Raw genomic sequence first — 18,168 nt, forward strand, 5'->3', positions numbered from 1 at the left:
GGACAGGAAACTAGCAGCCTGACAATCGCTCCGGCTTTCGCACATTTCGCATAGGAAAACCGGAGCCTGTCGGGTGTACGCTTACTGGTAATTCAACCGATAGACAGCGCGAGGACGTCCTTGTTGATACGGCTGTTCTTCGCCGATGACTTCCACTACCTGGTGGTCGATCAGCTTTTTCAAGGTGCGCTCCGAGCTGCGGCGGCTGATCTGCAAATAATCCGCCAGGTCGGTAGCTGTAAAGCGATTGTCGCGGCGCAGCCTGACATACTGGACGAGCTTGTTGATCGTCGCCACGCTCGACCCTGTTTTCTCGGCGATTTCCAAAATGGTCTTGTTCTCGCTTTTGAGCTGGAACGTCTTCGCCTGGGCGTTGACCGGGCCGATCACTTCTTTTTCATCCGTGACCAAATAGGCGCTGTTCTCATTCTGCTTCCGGGCGTGGTAAATCGCAATTCGCGCATTCGCCTCCGCTTCCTTCGCCGTCAGGCCAAACCCGAAGCCCATCGTCACTGTTACTTTGCTCAGTTGTTCGACGTTTTCCAACACTTGCACGATCTTGCCGTACTCGATCATTTGCTCGATGCTGCCGCGCGTGCCATATATGATGAACTGATCCATCCCCAGCTTTTGGATCGAAGCATCTGTCTCCTTGACCAGTTCGAGCAGCTCTTGCAGCAAAATGATCGCTGCGTCCTGCATCTGGCTTTCCGTCTCGTAGCTTGCCCGCTCCTGCTGATGAAAAGTCGCGATCCCGACGGCAATTTGCGAGTTTTTGCTGATTTTCAGCTGACCGAATGCGACGGCCTGATTGATCGCGTCCCGGATGTTCTTGTCCGGAACGATCAGCGGCGCACACGGTATGCCCAGCTCGCGCAGCCGAAGGTGCACATAGTCAACGCCAGTCAACGCGAACTTGCTCTCTTGTTTCTCCCAATGCTCCCGGTGAAACCGGATCACTTCCTCGACGTCGAACTTCGTGCCTCCGTCTTCCACAATCTCGCTGTAATCCGTCACATGCCAGGAAGTCGGCTGCAAGTCCAGCTCTTCTGCCACTTTTGCGATATACGCAGCTTTGGGCATGTCGATGGAAATATGCTCCAATCCCCCCTCGACATTGAGCATGGTATGAAACAACGACAGTGAGATCGTGTATTCATCAAAAGGAATGTACACCGCTGGCCATTTTTTTTGCTCGATCTTGTCTCTGGCGAAAAAATACGGCAGCGGCCCGGCAAACAGCAGCACATCGCAATCGTCAACAAGATCGAGTATAGCTGCACTCTCTTTTGGATTCTGGTACGTATACGATTTCATCTGGATATTCGCGTCTGCGTTGACGTTTTTCAAGATTCTTGGCAGAAATTCTTCCGAAGAGATTGCCGCTATTTTAATGAGCATAAGTCCATTCCCTTTTCTGTCTTATTTCCAGACTTCCCGATAGACTCTGAGGAAGTTTTTCGCCATGATCAGCTCGATTGCCTCGTCCGTATACCCTCTGCTGGCAAGACCGCGCACGATTTCCGGCACCTGGATATGTCCTTTCACGACGTCAAAATCTTTGCGCGTCAGCGAAGTGAGTGCATCCGGCGACTCGTATTTCATAAAAGGCTCGATAATATCAAGGCCGATTCCGACGTGCTCGACCCCGACAAGCTTGGTAATGTGGTCCACGTGGTTCAGCAAATGTTCGAGATCAGACTGTTCATCCCGATCCGCGACAAAAATGTTGACCCCATTCATCCCGATGACTCCGTTCGTGGCAGCAATCGCCTTGATTTGCTCATCGGTCAGATTGCGCATGGAGCTGGCGAGTGCCCGACAGTTGGAATGGGAAGCGATGATCGGCTTTTTCGCGATTTCCACGACATCCCAAAAGCCTTCGTCGTTCAGATGGCTCACATCTATAATCATCCCCATCGCTTCCGCTGCTTCAATCAGCCGCACGCCGAACTCGGTAATCCCGCCTTTTCGCCCTTCACGCACAGGTGTAAAATGACTGCCGTCGCCCACGAAATTGCGCCTGCTCCAGACGAGTCCCAGAAACCGGACCCCCAGCTCGTAAAAGACGCGCAGCATACTCAAATCATTGTACAGCGGCTCCGCCCCTTCCAGCGAGAGGACGAAGCCGACTTTCCCCGCTTTTTTCGCCGTCTCGATATCCGCCACGCTTTTGCATACCATCACTTTGTCCGCAGACTCGTCCGCTTCTGCATGCAGGGCGCTGATTTGCTGAAGCGCTTTGCGCAAGCCCAGCTCAGGCAAAAACTTGCTGTCGATATAAATCGCGGAAACAACCGTCTGTACCCCGCCTGCGATAAAATCCGGCCAATAATCCGCTGCAATGACTTGTTTTCTGCCTAGCTCACGCTGAATCGCCACATCCATCAGCAGATCAAAATGAGCATCGATCACATGTGTCATACGCCGTGTCTCTCTCCTTTTCCCAAAGGCTCTCTCATATCTCTACTATTTCAATGCCTCAGGATTGAGCGCTTCCAGCTCAGCCAAGACAAACCGTCCATCTTTGCGAATCAGCCGATCGTCGAACCAAATCTCGCCGCCACCGTACTCGGGACGCTGAATCGAAACCATATCCCAATGAATCGTCGAGTTGTTCCCGTTGGAGGCAGCGTCGTAGCATTGGCCCGGGGTAAAGTGAAAGCTTCCGTCTATTTTTTCATCAAACAAGATGTCGCGCATCGGCTCCCGGATGTAAGGATTGACCCCTAGCGCAAATTCTCCGATGTATCTCGCGCCTTCATCCGTATTCAAAATGTCTGTCAGCCGCTTCGTATCATTGGCTGTCGCTTGCACGATCTTGCCTTGCGCAAACTCCAGGCGAACATGCTCAAACGTAAAGCCTTGATAAGGAGAAGGCGCATTGAAAGTAATGACGCCGTTCACCGAATCTCGAACCGGGGCTGTGAATACTTCCCCGTCCGGAACGTTTTTGTCGCCAGCACACAGGACAGCAGGTATGCCTTTGATAGAAAAGGCAAGCTCCGTGCCTGGTCCTATTATTTTGACACGGTCTGTTTGTTCCATCAATTCCTTTAGCGGCTGCATCGCCTTCGCCATCCGGGCGTAGTCCATCGTGCAAACGTCGAAGTAAAACTGTTCAAAAGCTTCCGTGCTCGTATTCGCCAACTGCGCCATGGCAGGATGCGGATAGCGGAGATACACCCATTTTTTATGGAGCCGCACTTGCCGTACTTGGCTGGCAAAAGTCGCCGCCAGCTTCATCTGTTCCTCAGGCACATCCGCCAGCTCATTGATGTTGTGACCGCCTTCGATGATGATCACCGCGTCTATCTTTTCCATCTGATACCGATCAATTTCCGCCTCGTCCCTGAACTGCTCGGCAGTCCCGCCTAGCAAAAGTTGGCGTTGCACCGTGCGATCCCGCAAGTTTACAAAAGGATGCCCGCCCGCTTGCTGTACCGCTTTCACCAGTTCTTTGACCATGGACATATCCACTTCAATCGCTTCAATCAGTACGCGGTCTTCCGGCTGTACGCGGGTAGAGTAGTTGACCAGCACATTCGCCAGTCTGGTCAGTCGTGAGTCCAGCATCGTTTCCTGACACCTCCGTCATCTGTAAAATTTTTTTCTTTTGCCTGCCTCATCACCCGTTCCTTTCATAAAGATGACAAGCAACCAGTCGCCCCTCTACCTCTTGTAAAGCAGGGGCGGTCGTCTTGCATATATCCATGCACGCCCAGCAACGCGGATGAAACTTGCAGCCGCTCGGCGGGTTGGACGGCGAAGGCAAATCTCCCTTTAGGAGAATCCGTTCCCTTTTTTCATCGGGATCAGATACCGGAACGGCCGACAGCAGCGATTGCGCATACGGATGCAACGGTTTGGCAAACAGGTCTTCCTTGTTCGCCAGTTCGATCACCTCGCCCAAATACATGACGGCCACTCTGTCCGCGATATGCTCGACCACGCTCAAATCGTGCGAGATGAACAAATAAGTGAGTGAAAGCTGCTCCTGCAAGTCTTGCAGCAAATTGAGAATCTGGGATTGAATCGACACATCGAGGGCGGAAACCGGCTCGTCGGCGATGATCAGCTTCGGTCTGAGCATCAGTGCGCGGGCAATTCCGATCCGCTGGCGCTGTCCGCCGGAAAATTCATGCGCATACCGCGCCAGCTGCTTTTTGCTCAAACCGACGAGTTCCATCGTGTCTTCGATCAATGCTTGTCGCAGTTCTTTCGGAATGCCGTGGGCGATCAGCGGCTCGGTCAGGATGCTCTTGATCGTCAGCTTGGGATTGAGCGTATCAAACGGATTTTGAAACACCATCTGCATATTGCGTCTGACCTGGTGCATGTCCGCTTTTTTGAAGGGGCGAATGTCTCTGCCTTGAAACACGATTTCGCCTTCGGTTGGTTCAATCAAGCGCAAAATGCATCTGCCCAGCGTCGATTTGCCGCAGCCCGATTCCCCGACGATTCCCAGCGTCTCCCCTTCCGTCACCGTCAAGTTCACACCGTTTACGGCGTGTACGCAGGTCGGCTGTTGCAGCCACCCTTTTCCGGTGAGAAACCGCTTTTGCAAATTTCTCACTTCCAACAGCGGTGTTTTCATGCATTCACCGCCGTTCCCTTGGTATGCTCCTGATACAGCCAGCAGCGACAATCAGATGCTTGGTCGACAGCCAAAAGTTGCGGATTTTGCTCCAGACAAACTGGCATGGCTTTGTCGCACCTGGGAGCGAAGCGGCAGCCTTGCGGGTACTCCTCCGGGGTCGGCACGCTGCCCGCGATGCTGTACAGGCGCTTTTGCCCTTTGGACCGATGCGGGGTCGACTGGATCAGCCCGATCGTGTACGGATGCTTCGGGTTGCGCAGCAACGTACGGACGTCAGCTGATTCGATGACTTGTCCCGCGTACATGACCATCACCCGGTCACACGTCTCTGCCACCACTCCCAAGTCGTGCGTGATCATGATCAAGGACGTGCCCCGCTCGGTACGGACGTTTTGGATCAACTGCAAAATTTGCGCCTGAATCGTCACATCCAACGCTGTCGTCGGCTCATCCGCGATCAGCAGCTTGGGGTTACAAGCAATCGCCATCGCGATCATGACGCGCTGCCGCATTCCGCCGGACAAGCGATGCGGGTATTCGTGGTAAATTTCATTGGCGCGCGCAATGCCTACCTGTGTCAGCAGCTCGATCACTTTTTCCTTGGACTGGGCCCGCTTCATCCCCTCGTGCTTTTCCAGCCCCTCGCTCATTTGTCTGCCGATGGTCAGGACAGGGTTCAGCGATGTCATCGGCTCCTGGAAAATCATCGCCATTTCTTTGCCGCGAATGTTTTGCATCTCGTGTTCGCTGCACGACAATATTTTTTGCCCGTTCAGCAAAATGCTTCCTTCCGTCTTGCCGTTCTTGCCCAAAAGGCGCATCAGGGACAGGGACGCTACGCTTTTGCCGCACCCCGATTCTCCGACGATGCCCAAAGCCTCGCCTTTTCTGACGTACAGCGAAAGATCGTCTACGACTTTGAAAGCCTTTTCATTTTTCGTAAAAGTAGTTGTCAGGCCGGATACCTCCAGCACATGGGTCATTTTGTCTGCACTCCTTTCCAGCTACAGCACTCGCTGCCTTGATTGCTCCGACTCATGCTTTCGGGTCAAAAATGTCGCGCAAAGCATCTCCGAGCATGTAGACGGTAAAAACAACGACGGTAATCGCGATCCCCGGAAAAGTCGCCAGCCACCAGGCTTCCCGCAAGTAATCTTTGCCTTCGTTCAGCATCGTTCCCCACTCCGGGGTAGGTGGCTGTGCCCCAAGTCCGATAAACCCGAGCGCAGATGTGGACAGAATCGCTCCGCCGATGAACATGGTCGTATACACAATCAGCACGTTGGCGATATTCGGAATCAATTGGTTGATGATGATCCACCAGTTCGAGCTGCCGATGGATCTGCTCGCTTCCACGTACCCGGACTCTTTGATGGACAGCGCTGCTCCGCGGACCAAAATCGAAAACCCGGGAATGGAGGCGATTCCGATCGCAATCATGGCATTTTCCTGGCTTGGCCCCAAGGCTGCGACGATTGCCAGAGCGAGCACAATCCCCGGCAAAGCCAGCAGCACGTCCATGATTCGCATGATCAGATTGTCAAAAAATCCTCCGATGTAGGCGCTGGTCACTCCGATGAGCGTCCCGACCACAAAGGTCATCGCCGACGCCATGACTGCTGCCGTCAGCGTCACCCGCGTGCCGTACAAAAGCCGCGATAAGATGTCTCTGCCGATCGCATCCGTCCCGAGCCAAAACTGTTTCGACGGGCCTTGCATGAAAGCTTCGTAATACGTTTTGGTCGGATCGTGCGGGGCAATCCACGGGCCGATAATCCCGATCACGATAATGCCGAGCATCATCAAAAAGCTGTATTTCGCCTTTTTTCTTTGCATGATTTTGCCGAGCAATTCGAAGCGGGGAAGCTGGCGTTCTTTGCGCCACATGGAGCGAACGGTTACGGCCTTGTTGATCTCGCTCATGTCATGCACCCTCCCTTTTGGCGGAAAAATTGATCCGGGGATCGAGCAGAGCGTACAAGACGTCAATTACAATCACGACAACGACGTAAATCGCTCCGATGAACAATGTCGTTCCCTGGATCATCGGAAAGTCCCGGGAGCTGATCGCCTGGATGGCCAGAGTGCCGATTCCCGGCCAATTGAAAACTTGCTCCACGATGACGGCTCCACCCAACAGGCCCGCAAACTCCAGGCCAATGACGGCGACAATCGGGATCATCACATTGCGAAAAGCGTGGCGGAGCAAAATGATTCGTTCCCCCATGCCTTTTGCCCGGGCGGTTCGGATGTAGTCGTTGGACAAAATTTCTACCATCCCCGCGCGAGTAAGCCTGCTGAGTGCTGTCGCCATCAAGGTGCCGAGCGTGAGGGCAGGCAGCACGATATCCAGCAATCCGGTTCCGCCCGCAATCGGAAACCAGCCCAAATGCACCGAGAAGACGAGGATGACGAGCAACCCCAGCCAAAAACCGGGCAACGCCATGCCCAAGGTGGAAAACATCATGATCATCCCGTCGATAAACGTGTCCTTAAATCTCGCGGCAATCACACCCAGCCCCACTCCGACGATCACGGCAACGCCCAGGCTTGCCACTGCCATTTTCGCCGTTGCCGGAAAGCGTTCGGCGATCTCGGTACTGACCGGCCTGCCCGTTTTGAGCGAAGTGCCCAAGTCTCCTTGAATCAAGCCGGATGCATAGCTGACATACTGGGAGACGAGCGGCTTGTTCAGCCCAAGCTCTTCGCGCAAGGCTTCGATTTGCTCCACTGTCGCCCGCTGTCCAAGCATAATTCGCACCGGATCGCCCGGGATGAAATGGATGAGCATGAAGGTAAACACCGAAAGTCCAAAAAGAACGACGACGCCAGACATCAATCGTTTGAGAATAAATTGCGTCATGAGGCAGGCACCTGGTTGCAAAGATAGATGAGATAACTGCCGTTTTGCTTGCCGGCAAGCAGTGAGCCAAGCCCGACTTTTTTGCCATGCATTCTGGTGATCGACACGTTCCGCCCCTCCCTGTTTGTTTTTCAGCGACATTTGTCGTTATATAGTCGCTATTCGTTTGAGTATCAGTCTATTCTAAATTGATAGAAAGTTCAATATGTGATTTTGATTCTTTCTGATAGTGGTGGGAACTAGGCGGGCAGCCTGTGGGCGGACAAGTATTGCCAATCAGCTTTTTCATCTTCAGGCAAAAAAAGAGAAAACCCGCTTTCTCCTGCATGGCAGAAAGCGGGTTTTTATGCGTGATTAGTCCCAATTCGGCAAGTTCACGTCTTCGTCTTTTATCAAAATTTCTTGGTATTTCACGATCTTATTGTTCGCGTCAACCTCGAACAAAATGAACCACATGCCGGGCACTCCGCGGAACTCCCCTGACTCGTGCAGTTGTTTCGCATCATCTGGAACGGCATCGCCAGCTTTGTACTTATCAGTTGGCTGTCTGTCCGACATCGTGTTCAAGTAGCGCACGTTGTTAAAATCAATTGCGGAAGGCAGAACAACTTTGGAGAAGTACTCATCTGACGAAGCTTCCAAATGGGCACCAAGCTCTGGCAAAGGGGTGGTCGATGTTCCCGGATCGGTTGGTGTACCTGGATCGGTTGGCGTTCCCGGATCAGTCGGCGTACCTGGATCAGTCGGCGTTCCCGGATCAGTCGGCGTTCCCGGATCAGTCGGCGTTCCCGGATCAGTCGGCGTGCCTGGATCGGTCGGCGTGCCCGGATCAGTCGGCGTGCCCGGATCAGTCGGCGTGCCCGGATCAGTCGGTGTGCCTGGATCAGTCGGGGTTCCCGGATCGGTTGGCGTGCCTGGATCAGTCGGCGTGCCCGGGTTGGTCGGCGTTCCGGCGTTTTCCACCGTTACGGCCAGATGCTTCTCGCCCGCTTCTTTCGCTTCGAACATCAGCGAATTTGCGGAAATCGCGACATGATAGATGCTGTTCAATTCGAAATCGTCAGCGACTGCCTGTCTGATTTTTTCCGCCACCTGTTCGGCGCTGTCGTTTGCCTGTACGGCAACGGCAAGTTTTTTATCAACTTGGCCGTCCGCAACGTGCAGGATGGCCTTCCCTGTAACGGCAGCTCCTGTGGTCACTCTAACCCGGAAGATCGCATTTTCGCCCTTATGCCCGTAATGCCCTTCTCTTACTGTGGTGAACGACCCCCACGTCAAGCCTTCTACAGCCGAGCCGGAGCCATTTTCCACCACGCTCATCAGCACAGTCGCTTCATCGCCAGCGCCTGGCATTTGCTTGATGATGATTCCCGCCGGATCAGAAGACATGATTACTTGGTAGTTGTTTCCTTCCGGGTGATGTTTAAGCGCTGCTGTCAACACGGATGCTACTTCCGAAAGCATTTGCTCTGTATCCCATCCGACATACAGCTTCATGTTCAAAGGTAGTTTGCGATTCAAGTAATCAATCGTGTTTACATCCGTTCCGTTGATCGACATGTTCAGTACGAGCAGTGCGGTTCCCGGGCCGTTGATCGGCTGTCCGTTTGCTCCTGTAACCGTACCGGAAAGCGGCAGGAAGTATTCTCCGAGAACTTCCGTTGTCGCCTCTCCTTCCTGTCTGGTCACCACATCTGACAGAACCACCCCTGTGCTGTCCGCAAGTGCAACCTCTGCGTCTACATGAACCGTTGCTTCAACATGCACAGACTGATTTGCCTTGACCCCTGTCGGCAAGTTCAAAAGACTGCCTGTTACCGTTACATTTTGTGCATTTTTATCTTGTTTTTGGTAATTGACCGATTGCAAATCCCACTTCACGTCAGCCTGAATCGTGCTGTTGTCCGTCAGGTTTACCGTTACATGTGTCGGCAGATTGAAGCCTTTTTCTGTTGCGTTCGTCCCGTTGGCAATGCCGCTGATGGAAACGGAATCGACACTCTCTACATAACGAACTGCTTGAACCGTAACATTTGCCGTCGCAGTCTGATTGTTCTCCGCTACTCCTGGCGGTAGGTTTACCAGCGTACCTGTCACGACTACCGATTGTTCTTGCTCATCGGAATCATTGTAGGTCGATCCCGCTACATCCCATGTTACGTCTACTTTCGCGTTTTTGCCGTCCTGCAAAGTTACATCCACCTGTTTCGGCAAGTAAGCGGCCAAATACGTTTTGCTGATTCCGCCCGGTACATTCGCAACAGTTACAGTCGCTACATTGGTAATCGGCACGGCATCTCCAGTCGCAACGGTAGCCTTCGCTTTCAGTGTGCTGCCTGGAACAATTCCATCCGGAATGTTCGTCAGGTTGCCTTCGACCTCGAATGTCTGCGCTGTTGCTTTGGCAGGATCATAGGTTGTGCTTGCTACGTCCCACTGAACAGGCACTGCTACTTTTTTGCCCCCGGACAACACGACTTCAACGGTTTCCGGCAAGCCCAATGCTTTTGCCGTTTTCGCCGTTCCGCTCAGTACACCTGTGAGTTGGACTGGCGTAATGCTTTCGATTTCCCGTGCGGCATTGACAGAAATTTGGATTTCCGCCTCGACATTTTGGTCGTTCTTGATCCCGCGCGGCAATCCGTAGCGATCTCCCAGACGGCCTTTGATCGTGACAACATGGGCTGCCAGATTTTGTGGATCATAATCGCCTTGCTGCCATGTAACACCCACGTTTTGGGTACTGTTATCACTGAGCGTAACCGTTACTTCATTCGGAAGACCAAGCTGATAGAAGTTAGTTCCGTTTTCAACGTTCGTCTTCATCGGCACGGAAGCTACGCTCATGACTTGCATCGCACCCTCAACCGTGATTTTCGCCTGTGCTTTGAGGTTTTGCGCGTTTTTCACACCTGTTGGCAGCTCTGCGCTCCAAGAACTTCCTCGCAGTGTACCTACGGCTGTAAAGGTCTGTTTGCTGGACAAATCAGGATCGTACGCGCTAAAGTCCCAACGCACATACAATTCTGCTTTTGTTCCATCGCTCAAGGTCACTTCTACCCAGCTCGGAAGCTCGAAGTTATAGGCAGGGGTGTGGTTTTCGTACGATTTTTCCGCAACCTCTGGTACGCTAACGATCGTTTTATCCGTGTTCGGTACTGGCTGTCCTTTGGAAGCTGCATCAATTTTTGCTGTTTGCGCATCAATGCGAGCTTGCCACTCGGCAATGGTTGTGGCTTGCGCCATTGTTTGCTTCGCTGCATCCAGTGCCGCTTGCGCTGCCTGTCCGCCATCCTGAACCGCCTTCTGAATGTCTTCCGCGGTAGCGAGTGCGAGCGATTCGTATGCTTCGACTGCCGTTTTCACCAGAGCGAGCTTGTCCAAGGCTGCTTTCAGATCGTTCAGGGAGTGCGCTCCCATTTGGATGCTTCCCAGATCGACATTCGGTGTTGCCGTCAGTTTTTCGATGAGTGCCAGCAGTTCATTTGCGTCTTGGTTTGCAAATGTCAGGCTGCTTGTACCCAGACTCAGCTCTCCCAATGCGCCGCGAATGTCCAGCTTGGCATCTGTTACCGTGCTTCCAACTTCCAGCTTGCCGACTTTCGCCCCAGTATCGAGCTGGACAAACGAGTTGCCATTGACCACAACATCCCCTGCGATCGTTCCTTGCAGCTTGATCGGTTGCTGCGTGGAACCGGACATGATTTCCAGTCGCTGAACGGAAGAGTTCGGGTCCACTTTCACGCTGCCGCCATCCGGGTCCGTAATCGTGATTTGCTGGATCACGCTTCCGGCTCCTCGTACATCGAGCGTTCCCACCGCAACGTTTTGCACTTGCACGCCGTTTACTTTGACGTTTTGCAAAATGACCGTAGCATTCTTCGCATCAACAACCAGACTGCCGTTGCTTCCGCCCGTTCCGCGAATATCGAGATTTTGCAGAGTAATGGTGCCTGCTGCGTTCGTGCTGATGCCAATGTTTCCGTTCACTGTAGTCAAACCGCTGTTAGGCCCATATGAACCGAGGCTGGAAAGCTGGAACGATTTGTTGAATGTGCCTGCGGCTTTGTTTGGCGCAAGCTCGCTGTTCGGATCAACCGGGATGGTTGGCGTAGTCGGAGTCGTTGGCGAAATGACCGCATCCAAAAATTGAACTGCAAACGAATCGGTAGTCAAATCACGGGACGCGCCGCTCACTTTTTCTTTCGCTACGGTTACTTTGAGCTGGGAAACGCTATCGCCAGCTGTGTGTCGCTCTGCTTTTCCCGTGAAGCTGATGCGCAGCTTCTGGTCATCTACGCGGACAACATTCGCTTTCAAGCCAGCAGGGAGCTTCGCTACCGTCACATCTTCGTTTGCAATATCTTGTGCAAACGTTCCAGCTGTCAATGTTACTTCCAACTGTTCAGCAATTTGCCCGTCATTGGACGCGGACTCTGTCACGCGAGATTGGCCCAGCACCAGCTGCGGTCTTTTTCCTGCGCTCACTTCAATCGCGAACGCAGCAGAGACTCCCGCGATCGTCGCCGTGACTTCCGTTGTTCCGGCTGCCTTCGCTGTAACGACACCGTTTTCGCTAATCGTCGCTACCGCGTCGTCCGCGATTTTCCAGTTCACGTCGTTTCCGCTCACAACCCGACCCGAACGATCGGTTGCCACAGCCCACAACGCAAGGGAGCGATCCTCGGCATCACTGTCATGCAAAATCGCGTCGTGGCCAAAGTGCATGATTTCTACTTTTTGCGGCTTCGTGCCTGTTCTTGCCACCGTAAATGGCTTCGCGCTGGCCTCGTAATCTTTATAGGTTACAGCCATACCTACTTCCTGATCTCTTTTGGCAGGTTCAATCGGCTCGAATACTAGCGTAGCGGTCTGTGTTTCCTCGTTCCAGTCTACACGGGAGACGGACACATTTTTCTGTTTCTTGTTAATGGTGGTCGCAAGCGTAAAATCATCGGCAGATGGCATGCCGTCAGCAGCATCATGCACTTTCATGGAGACAAATCCATTGGCTGCTTCCAAATTCGTCACCAATGCATCCCCCGGCGTTACCTCCAGCTTGAGCGAAGCGGTTTTCTTGCCGGATGTCGCTGTAATATTTACCGTTCCCACACCTACCGCGCGCACATTTCCTTTTCTGTCAACGACAGCGATCTTCTCGTTGCCCGATTTCCAGACAACAGACGGATCTTTCACTTGTCGGCCAGCTTTATCTCTGGCAACAGCCACCAAAGACATGCGGTCATCTTCGGTTCCAAGTGCCAGTTCGGCGTCTGCCCCGATGTACTCGACAGACAAACTCTCCATGCGCTCTTGCCTGCGGGCCAGCTCATAGCTGGTTGTCACGGATTCATTGCCTTTGTAGGAAATAGCGATATCTACTTTTTGTTCCTTCGTGGAAAAAGCAAGCGGACTGAAGGAGATCAGCGCAGTGGATGTCTGCTCATCCCAGGCAAATTTGGTTACCTTCACTGTTTTTTGCCGTTTGCCGTTCACGTCCAGCGCCAGACTGAAATCGCCTTGCACAGGTTTTTTCTCCTGTTTGCCCGTGAATGCAACCTTGATCAGACCGTTTACCGCTGACGCAGAAGCAATCGCGAACGGCTTCTCACTGGAACTGGGCGCAACGTGAGACTCTACAGCACTTGCATACGTCTGGGCACTCTTCGACATGCCAAACGCAGTTACTGGTGACAGTGGCGCAACTGCCGACAGGAGGAAGCCTGTCGAGATCGCCACGTGACAAATCGTTTTCTTTTTCATTTCTATTGCTCCTTTTTCATAAATAATGATCAAGAGTGAACATATAACGATAATCATTATCAATAATGCCGCAAAAAAACAGGGCTCGCAGCGCGTATCCCTGTCATTTACTGAAAATGATAATCCTTCTCAACTACAGGCATGAATCATTATGCTCCTGTCCTCAACATCCGTCAAGAAATATTTTACATGTAAATTTTTTGCTTTCGAAAAATCTTTCTTGACAAATATATTGACCTTGTATAAAAATTTGGATGTCCCGCGTGAATGATAATACTTTTCAACTACGGCAATTTTTTCAAATTCATGCCGGGGTGATTTTTTTGAAGCAGTCAGCAGCGCTGTTCAAGCTGTACGCGTTTCCGTATCTCGTTCTATTGATGCGTATTTTATTCGGAGTAGGCTGGTTTTTGGCCGGGTTGACCAAAATTACGGAAAAATCCTGGTACTCCAAGCCAGGCATATTTCTTCACGACTATCTGGTTCAGGCCGCACAAAAACCGCAAACGCCCGATTTTTACAAAGTTTTTATCAATGAAATTGCCCTGAATCACGTCATGTTTCTCAACTACGTCATTCCGGTCGTTCAGATTGCCATCGGCATCTTGTTAATGGTCGGTTTGTTTATCAAACAAGATATTCTCTTTTGTCTGTTCATGCATATCAACTTTATTTTGTCAGGAAATATGAATCTGACCAGTCTCGTGCTCTACACTAGCGCCTTCGGTTTGTTGCTGTGCCGAAGCTACACGTATGCGTACAGCCTCGATCGGGCTTTTGGCCGGGCACCATCTGAACGCGAAAAAGACCCCGCGCTTTTCCTGTCTCATCATCCATAATCTCGAAGCTTAAGGCACAAAAAAGCCCCGCTCTGTCCTAGGCATCTGCTCTAGGCAAGAACGGGGCTATTCAGTCATGCTTGATATGCTATCTCGTCGTCGTGAACCAGCCAAAATGCACGTGCTCACTGGCGTAATAATCGGTCTGTCCCTGGAAATAGCGCTGCTGGATCACTGCTGGACTGGCATGCTCGTGGAGGGAAAAACCGAGGCGGGAAAGATCGCGTGCAAGCTCCTCCGGGTCGAAGCTCGTCTGGAACGGCTCGCCGATTTTTCGCAATTCAGCCTGCATAATCAGCTCTGTATTTATGGGAGTAAAGTAGTCAAAAATGACCGAGCTGCCCGCAGGTGTCATCTCGGCTATGGAGCCCAGTGTCGCAAGCACTTCGTCTCGTGACAGGTACATCGTGACCCCAAGCCAGCTAACAACCGTCTTCTTTTGCGGATCATATGCTGTACGGCGAAGCGCTTCTGCCAGGCTTTCTTTGGCGAAATTCACCGGAACGAAATGCAGCTGAGGAGACATCTCCCACCCCAGTTCAGCCAGCCGTTCCTGTTTGAAAGCTTGCGTCGCCGGATGATCGACTTCGAACAAGTGAAGCTTCTCCAGCAGTTCTGGACGCCGGAAAGCAAACGTGTCCAGCCCTGCACCCAGGATCACGTACTGCTCTGCTCCTTGCTCTACAGCCTGCTCCAAAATCTCCTCTGTATACCGTGCCCGGCTGACCACCTGAGGCAAGCCCATTGCTTGCAGCAGGGCAGGCAGCGTAGTCATTTCCCCGGCGCCCGCTCCTGATGTGGGACCGCTCGCGAAGCCTTGCTCGATAAGTGTACGGCGTTCCTCCGGGATCAGAGCCAGAGCCAGAAAATCGTCAAAAATTTTAGGAGTCTCGTTCATGGCGTGGTAACCGCGAATGTAGGCAGAGATGATTGCAGTCAGGCTTATCTGGTTTTCTTTCATCAGACATCCTCCCTTTTGCCAATCAGGTTTGTATGCTTCAAGGAGGAGTATAGCAGGGACGGAAATATAATCAATGTTTCAAATACTAAATTATACCATAAAAATATTTTTATGTCAAGATATCTTATTTGTCTGTTTGTTGACATTTTTCCGTTTTGTCGCTGTAAAAAGCAGGTGATCGTGCTGGGCGTTAGGGCTACGTTCATGAAACAGCTTTGCTGAATCATCCGTCCTCTCCCAAAAAATGGGGCTTCCCACTAAGGGCAGCCCCATTTCTCGTTTCTCGTTTCTCGTTACATTGTCCAAACGTCCCGTTTACTTCTCGCTTGTATCTGCGAGTTGCTCCGTGCCGTCTGCGGTCTGGTATGCGGCATGTGGCATGGTGGCCTCCGCAATCTCAGCAAAAGCCCAATGCGTCTGTGGAACGTCTTTCCAGATCATCTTCGTCATGCCTTCAAGCGGTCCCCTGCCCGTTACGCGATTGAACAGAGCCGTTGCTTCCGCACGAGTCAGTCCCTGATCTGGATGGAATAATCCATCGACATATCCTTTCATGATGCCTTGCTCGACAACAGCGGCAACCTGCCATACGGCCCAATGACCTTGTACATCTGCAAAAGGCAGATCCCTTTTGGCCGTATACAAGTTTTTCCACTTGGCGATAATACTTGCCATTTGCGCGCGTGTCACAATTGCCTCGGGATGGAACAAACCATTGGCGTCTCCACTCATCAATCCGGCATCGCGCACCTTTTGAATCGATGCTGCAGCCCAGTGGCCAGCTTTTACATCTGCAAATACGCCGTTCTCTTGTGGAACAGATTGACCTGTCTCTTGCAGGAAAGACGCTAACATCGCAGCCATTTCCGCACGAGTCAAGATTCGGTTTGGCTGGAATGTCCCGTTCGGGTAGCCGACCATATACGCCGGATGTTCTACATACAACTGTTTGCCTTTCAAGGAGAGAATCGTGAACGTGCTGAACTTGCTGATTTCAATCTCGATACCGACAGGCTTTCCGTTTTCGTCGTAACGAATGGTTCCTGTCTTCAGCTCCTTCTCATCGTCCGCATGCTCTACAAAAACGGCAAGCGTAGAGAGGAAAACCTGCAAATCATCCTGATTTTTCGGCAGCTCGACATCCTCCAACGGGAAAGTGACACGCGTTCGGTGGTTGCTGTAGTTGGTTTCAATAGTCATCGGCTTGCCCACGACTTGTACTTGCTGTCCACCCGTTGCTCGCTGGACGATCTCGTCGTCAATCGCTTGCTGTGCTATCTCTTTTTTGTCTTGTGAATTGGTAATCGGTACAATTCGGAAATACAGCTTGTCTGACAACATCGCCAAAGTTTCTCTTGGAATGGTAATGACGACATCTTTTGTGCGAATCTCAAGCGCAACCCGCTGCTGCTTGATCAGCTCAAGGGCATTTGTCGGCACTGTTACCAAGATTTCATCAGCCGGACTGCCCGGTAGATCATCAATCGCAATTCGAATGATGTCTTTTTTGTTTTGCTCTGCTCTTTGCAAAATGGCTTTGGCTGTTTCCTGATGCAAGACGACTTCGTCTGCTTTTTTGTTTTTGGAGGTGGTAGTGCGTACGATTTCAAGCGGCTCGAACACAATTCCTTCGTTACCTGCCTCGACTTTGACAGTTCGCGTCTGGTCCTGTGGAGTTGTTTCCGGCTGCTTGCGCCGCTCCTCTTTATCTTTTTTGTCATCGTCACGCTCTCTGTCCCGCGTCGCTGCCCTGACCGTCACTTTGACGCTGGCCCCCAAACGCTCCGGATTTTCTACATCATCCGGCAGGTTGACCAAAATCCCTTCCACGGTGAAACGCTGCTTTTCCTCGCTGTCAGGATCATAGTCGGCGCTGTCGACATCCCAGCGGACTTCGACTTCAAGTGTGCTATCGTCATCCAACGTTACCCTGACCTCTTCGGGGAGTCCCAAAGCAGAGGCTGTTTTTCTTGTGCCGTTTTTTACATCATCGATCGCTTCCGGGTTTCGGACTTTGACGATTTTGCGGACCTGCTCATTTTCAGCACGGACTCGCACCTGAATGCTGGCTGTGAGATCTTTGCTGTTGGTTACCCCTTTTGGCAGCTTCACCAATTCTCCTGTTACGGTAAAGCTTTGACTTTCCTTGCTTTCGGGATCGTAATCAGCTTCAGAGACAGCCCAATCGACGCTGACAGAAAGCTTGCTGTCGTCATCGAGCGTCACTTCGACCCGCTCAGGCAGTCCCAACGCTTCTGCCGTTTTCGGCGTCCCATTGGAAAGGCCCGTGATTGGCGCCAGTTCAGCCACGCGGACAATATCGGTTTCTTTTGCCGAGTCTGCTAAAACGGTCACCTGAATGCTGGCTGTCAAGTTTTGCGGGTTGGTAATGCCGCCTGGCAGATGAACCAGGTTGCCTTGAACGGTAAACGTCTGCTTTTCTTTGCTGTCAGGATCGTATGAGGCATCCGCTACCATCCAGTCCACATCTACTTCGATCGTTGCACCGCTATTCAACGTCACTTCTACCTGCGAAGGCAAGCCTAGCGCGGAGGCTGTTTTCGCCGTGCCGTTTGGCAAGCCAGTTATCGCCGGAGCCGGTTTGACATTGGTCACCACGATGCTTGGTACGTAGATGGAGTAAGATTCTGTCATGACCGAGCTGTCTGTCATGCCTGACTTTGTTGCCATGGCTTTGATCGTGAGTGCGCTGTTTACAGGAATTGCTGTGCTGTAAACGTCGCTGCTTGCTGTCGGTGTGCTGCCGTCTGTTGTGTAATAGATGGTCGCTCCCGGTGTGGTAGTTTTCAGGGTGACAGGTGTTCCCGGTGTGACTACTCCACTGCCTGGTGCTGCCGTTGGCGTCGCTACTTGCGGTTGCGGCAACGGGGTTATGGTATAGCTTTCGCTCATTACTGTGCTGTCCGTCATGCCTGCTTTCACGGCAATTGCTTTGATGGTCATCGCACTGTTGACCGGAATGGCTGAGTTGTTGTACACATTGCTGCTTGTTGTTGGCGTGTTGCCGTCTGTCGTGTAGTAGATCGTCGCTCCTGGTGTGGTTGTACTCAACGCGACCATCGTTCCTGATGGGACTGCCCCTCCGCTTGGCGCTGCTGTCGGTGTCGCTACTTGCGGTTGC

The 18,168-nt window shown here is 52.2% G+C and carries 11 protein-coding genes; 1 reads left to right on the plus strand and 10 read right to left on the minus strand.

The features are described 5' to 3' along the window. Nucleotides 1–81: 81 nt before the first annotated feature. The 8 genes from EDM60_RS24955 to EDM60_RS24990 form a co-directional block, all read right to left on the minus strand. Nucleotides 82–1,401 (minus strand): helix-turn-helix domain-containing protein, encoded by a 1,320-nt coding sequence (locus tag EDM60_RS24955; RefSeq protein ID WP_122966350.1) that lies wholly within the window; start codon nucleotides 1,399–1,401, stop codon nucleotides 82–84. 21 nt (nucleotides 1,402–1,422) lie between these two features. Continuing rightward, nucleotides 1,423–2,424, minus strand: a complete 1,002-nt coding sequence (locus EDM60_RS24960) for a dipeptidase (RefSeq protein WP_122966351.1) — start codon at nucleotides 2,422–2,424, stop codon at nucleotides 1,423–1,425. A 45-nt stretch (nucleotides 2,425–2,469) separates the two neighbouring features. Next, nucleotides 2,470–3,576: an aminopeptidase gene (locus EDM60_RS24965; protein ID WP_122966352.1), complete on the minus strand. Its 1,107-nt coding sequence runs from the start codon at nucleotides 3,574–3,576 to the stop codon at nucleotides 2,470–2,472. A gap of 52 nt (nucleotides 3,577–3,628) precedes the next feature. Further along, on the minus strand, nucleotides 3,629–4,597 hold the full coding sequence (locus EDM60_RS24970; RefSeq protein WP_122966353.1) for an ABC transporter ATP-binding protein: 969 nt from the start codon (nucleotides 4,595–4,597) through the stop codon (nucleotides 3,629–3,631). Further along, on the minus strand, nucleotides 4,594–5,583 hold the full coding sequence (locus EDM60_RS24975) for an ABC transporter ATP-binding protein (protein WP_122966354.1): 990 nt from the start codon (nucleotides 5,581–5,583) through the stop codon (nucleotides 4,594–4,596). Before EDM60_RS24975 ends, EDM60_RS24970 begins: the two co-directional genes overlap by 4 nt. Nucleotides 5,584–5,635: 52 nt before the next feature. Then, nucleotides 5,636–6,436 (minus strand): ABC transporter permease, encoded by an 801-nt coding sequence (locus EDM60_RS24980; protein WP_371736949.1) that lies wholly within the window; start codon nucleotides 6,434–6,436, stop codon nucleotides 5,636–5,638. 88 nt (nucleotides 6,437–6,524) lie between these two features. Beyond that, a complete protein-coding gene (nikB, locus tag EDM60_RS24985; protein ID WP_122966356.1) occupies nucleotides 6,525–7,463 on the minus strand; it encodes a nickel ABC transporter permease in 939 nt (312 codons plus the stop codon). A 354-nt stretch (nucleotides 7,464–7,817) separates the two neighbouring features. Then, nucleotides 7,818–13,226 (minus strand): Ig-like domain-containing protein, encoded by a 5,409-nt coding sequence (locus EDM60_RS24990; RefSeq protein WP_167470377.1) that lies wholly within the window; start codon nucleotides 13,224–13,226, stop codon nucleotides 7,818–7,820. 323 nt (nucleotides 13,227–13,549) lie between these two features. Here EDM60_RS24990 and EDM60_RS24995 point away from each other — a divergent pair, with 323 nt between their 5' ends. Then, nucleotides 13,550–14,065, plus strand: a complete 516-nt coding sequence (locus EDM60_RS24995; protein WP_229049817.1) for a DoxX family membrane protein — start codon at nucleotides 13,550–13,552, stop codon at nucleotides 14,063–14,065. A gap of 88 nt (nucleotides 14,066–14,153) precedes the next feature. Here EDM60_RS24995 and EDM60_RS25000 read toward each other — a convergent pair whose 3' ends face one another. After that, the gene (locus EDM60_RS25000) at nucleotides 14,154–15,026 is read right to left on the minus strand and encodes a class I SAM-dependent methyltransferase (RefSeq protein ID WP_122966359.1); all 873 of its coding nucleotides are present in this window, start codon (nucleotides 15,024–15,026) and stop codon (nucleotides 14,154–14,156) included. 315 nt (nucleotides 15,027–15,341) lie between these two features. After that, the coding region (locus tag EDM60_RS25010; protein WP_208715246.1) for a chitobiase/beta-hexosaminidase C-terminal domain-containing protein at nucleotides 15,342–18,168 on the minus strand (2,827 nt) is incomplete at its 5' end.

The organism is Brevibacillus parabrevis (assembly GCF_003710905.1).
Classification (GTDB): domain Bacteria; phylum Bacillota; class Bacilli; order Brevibacillales; family Brevibacillaceae; genus Brevibacillus; species Brevibacillus parabrevis.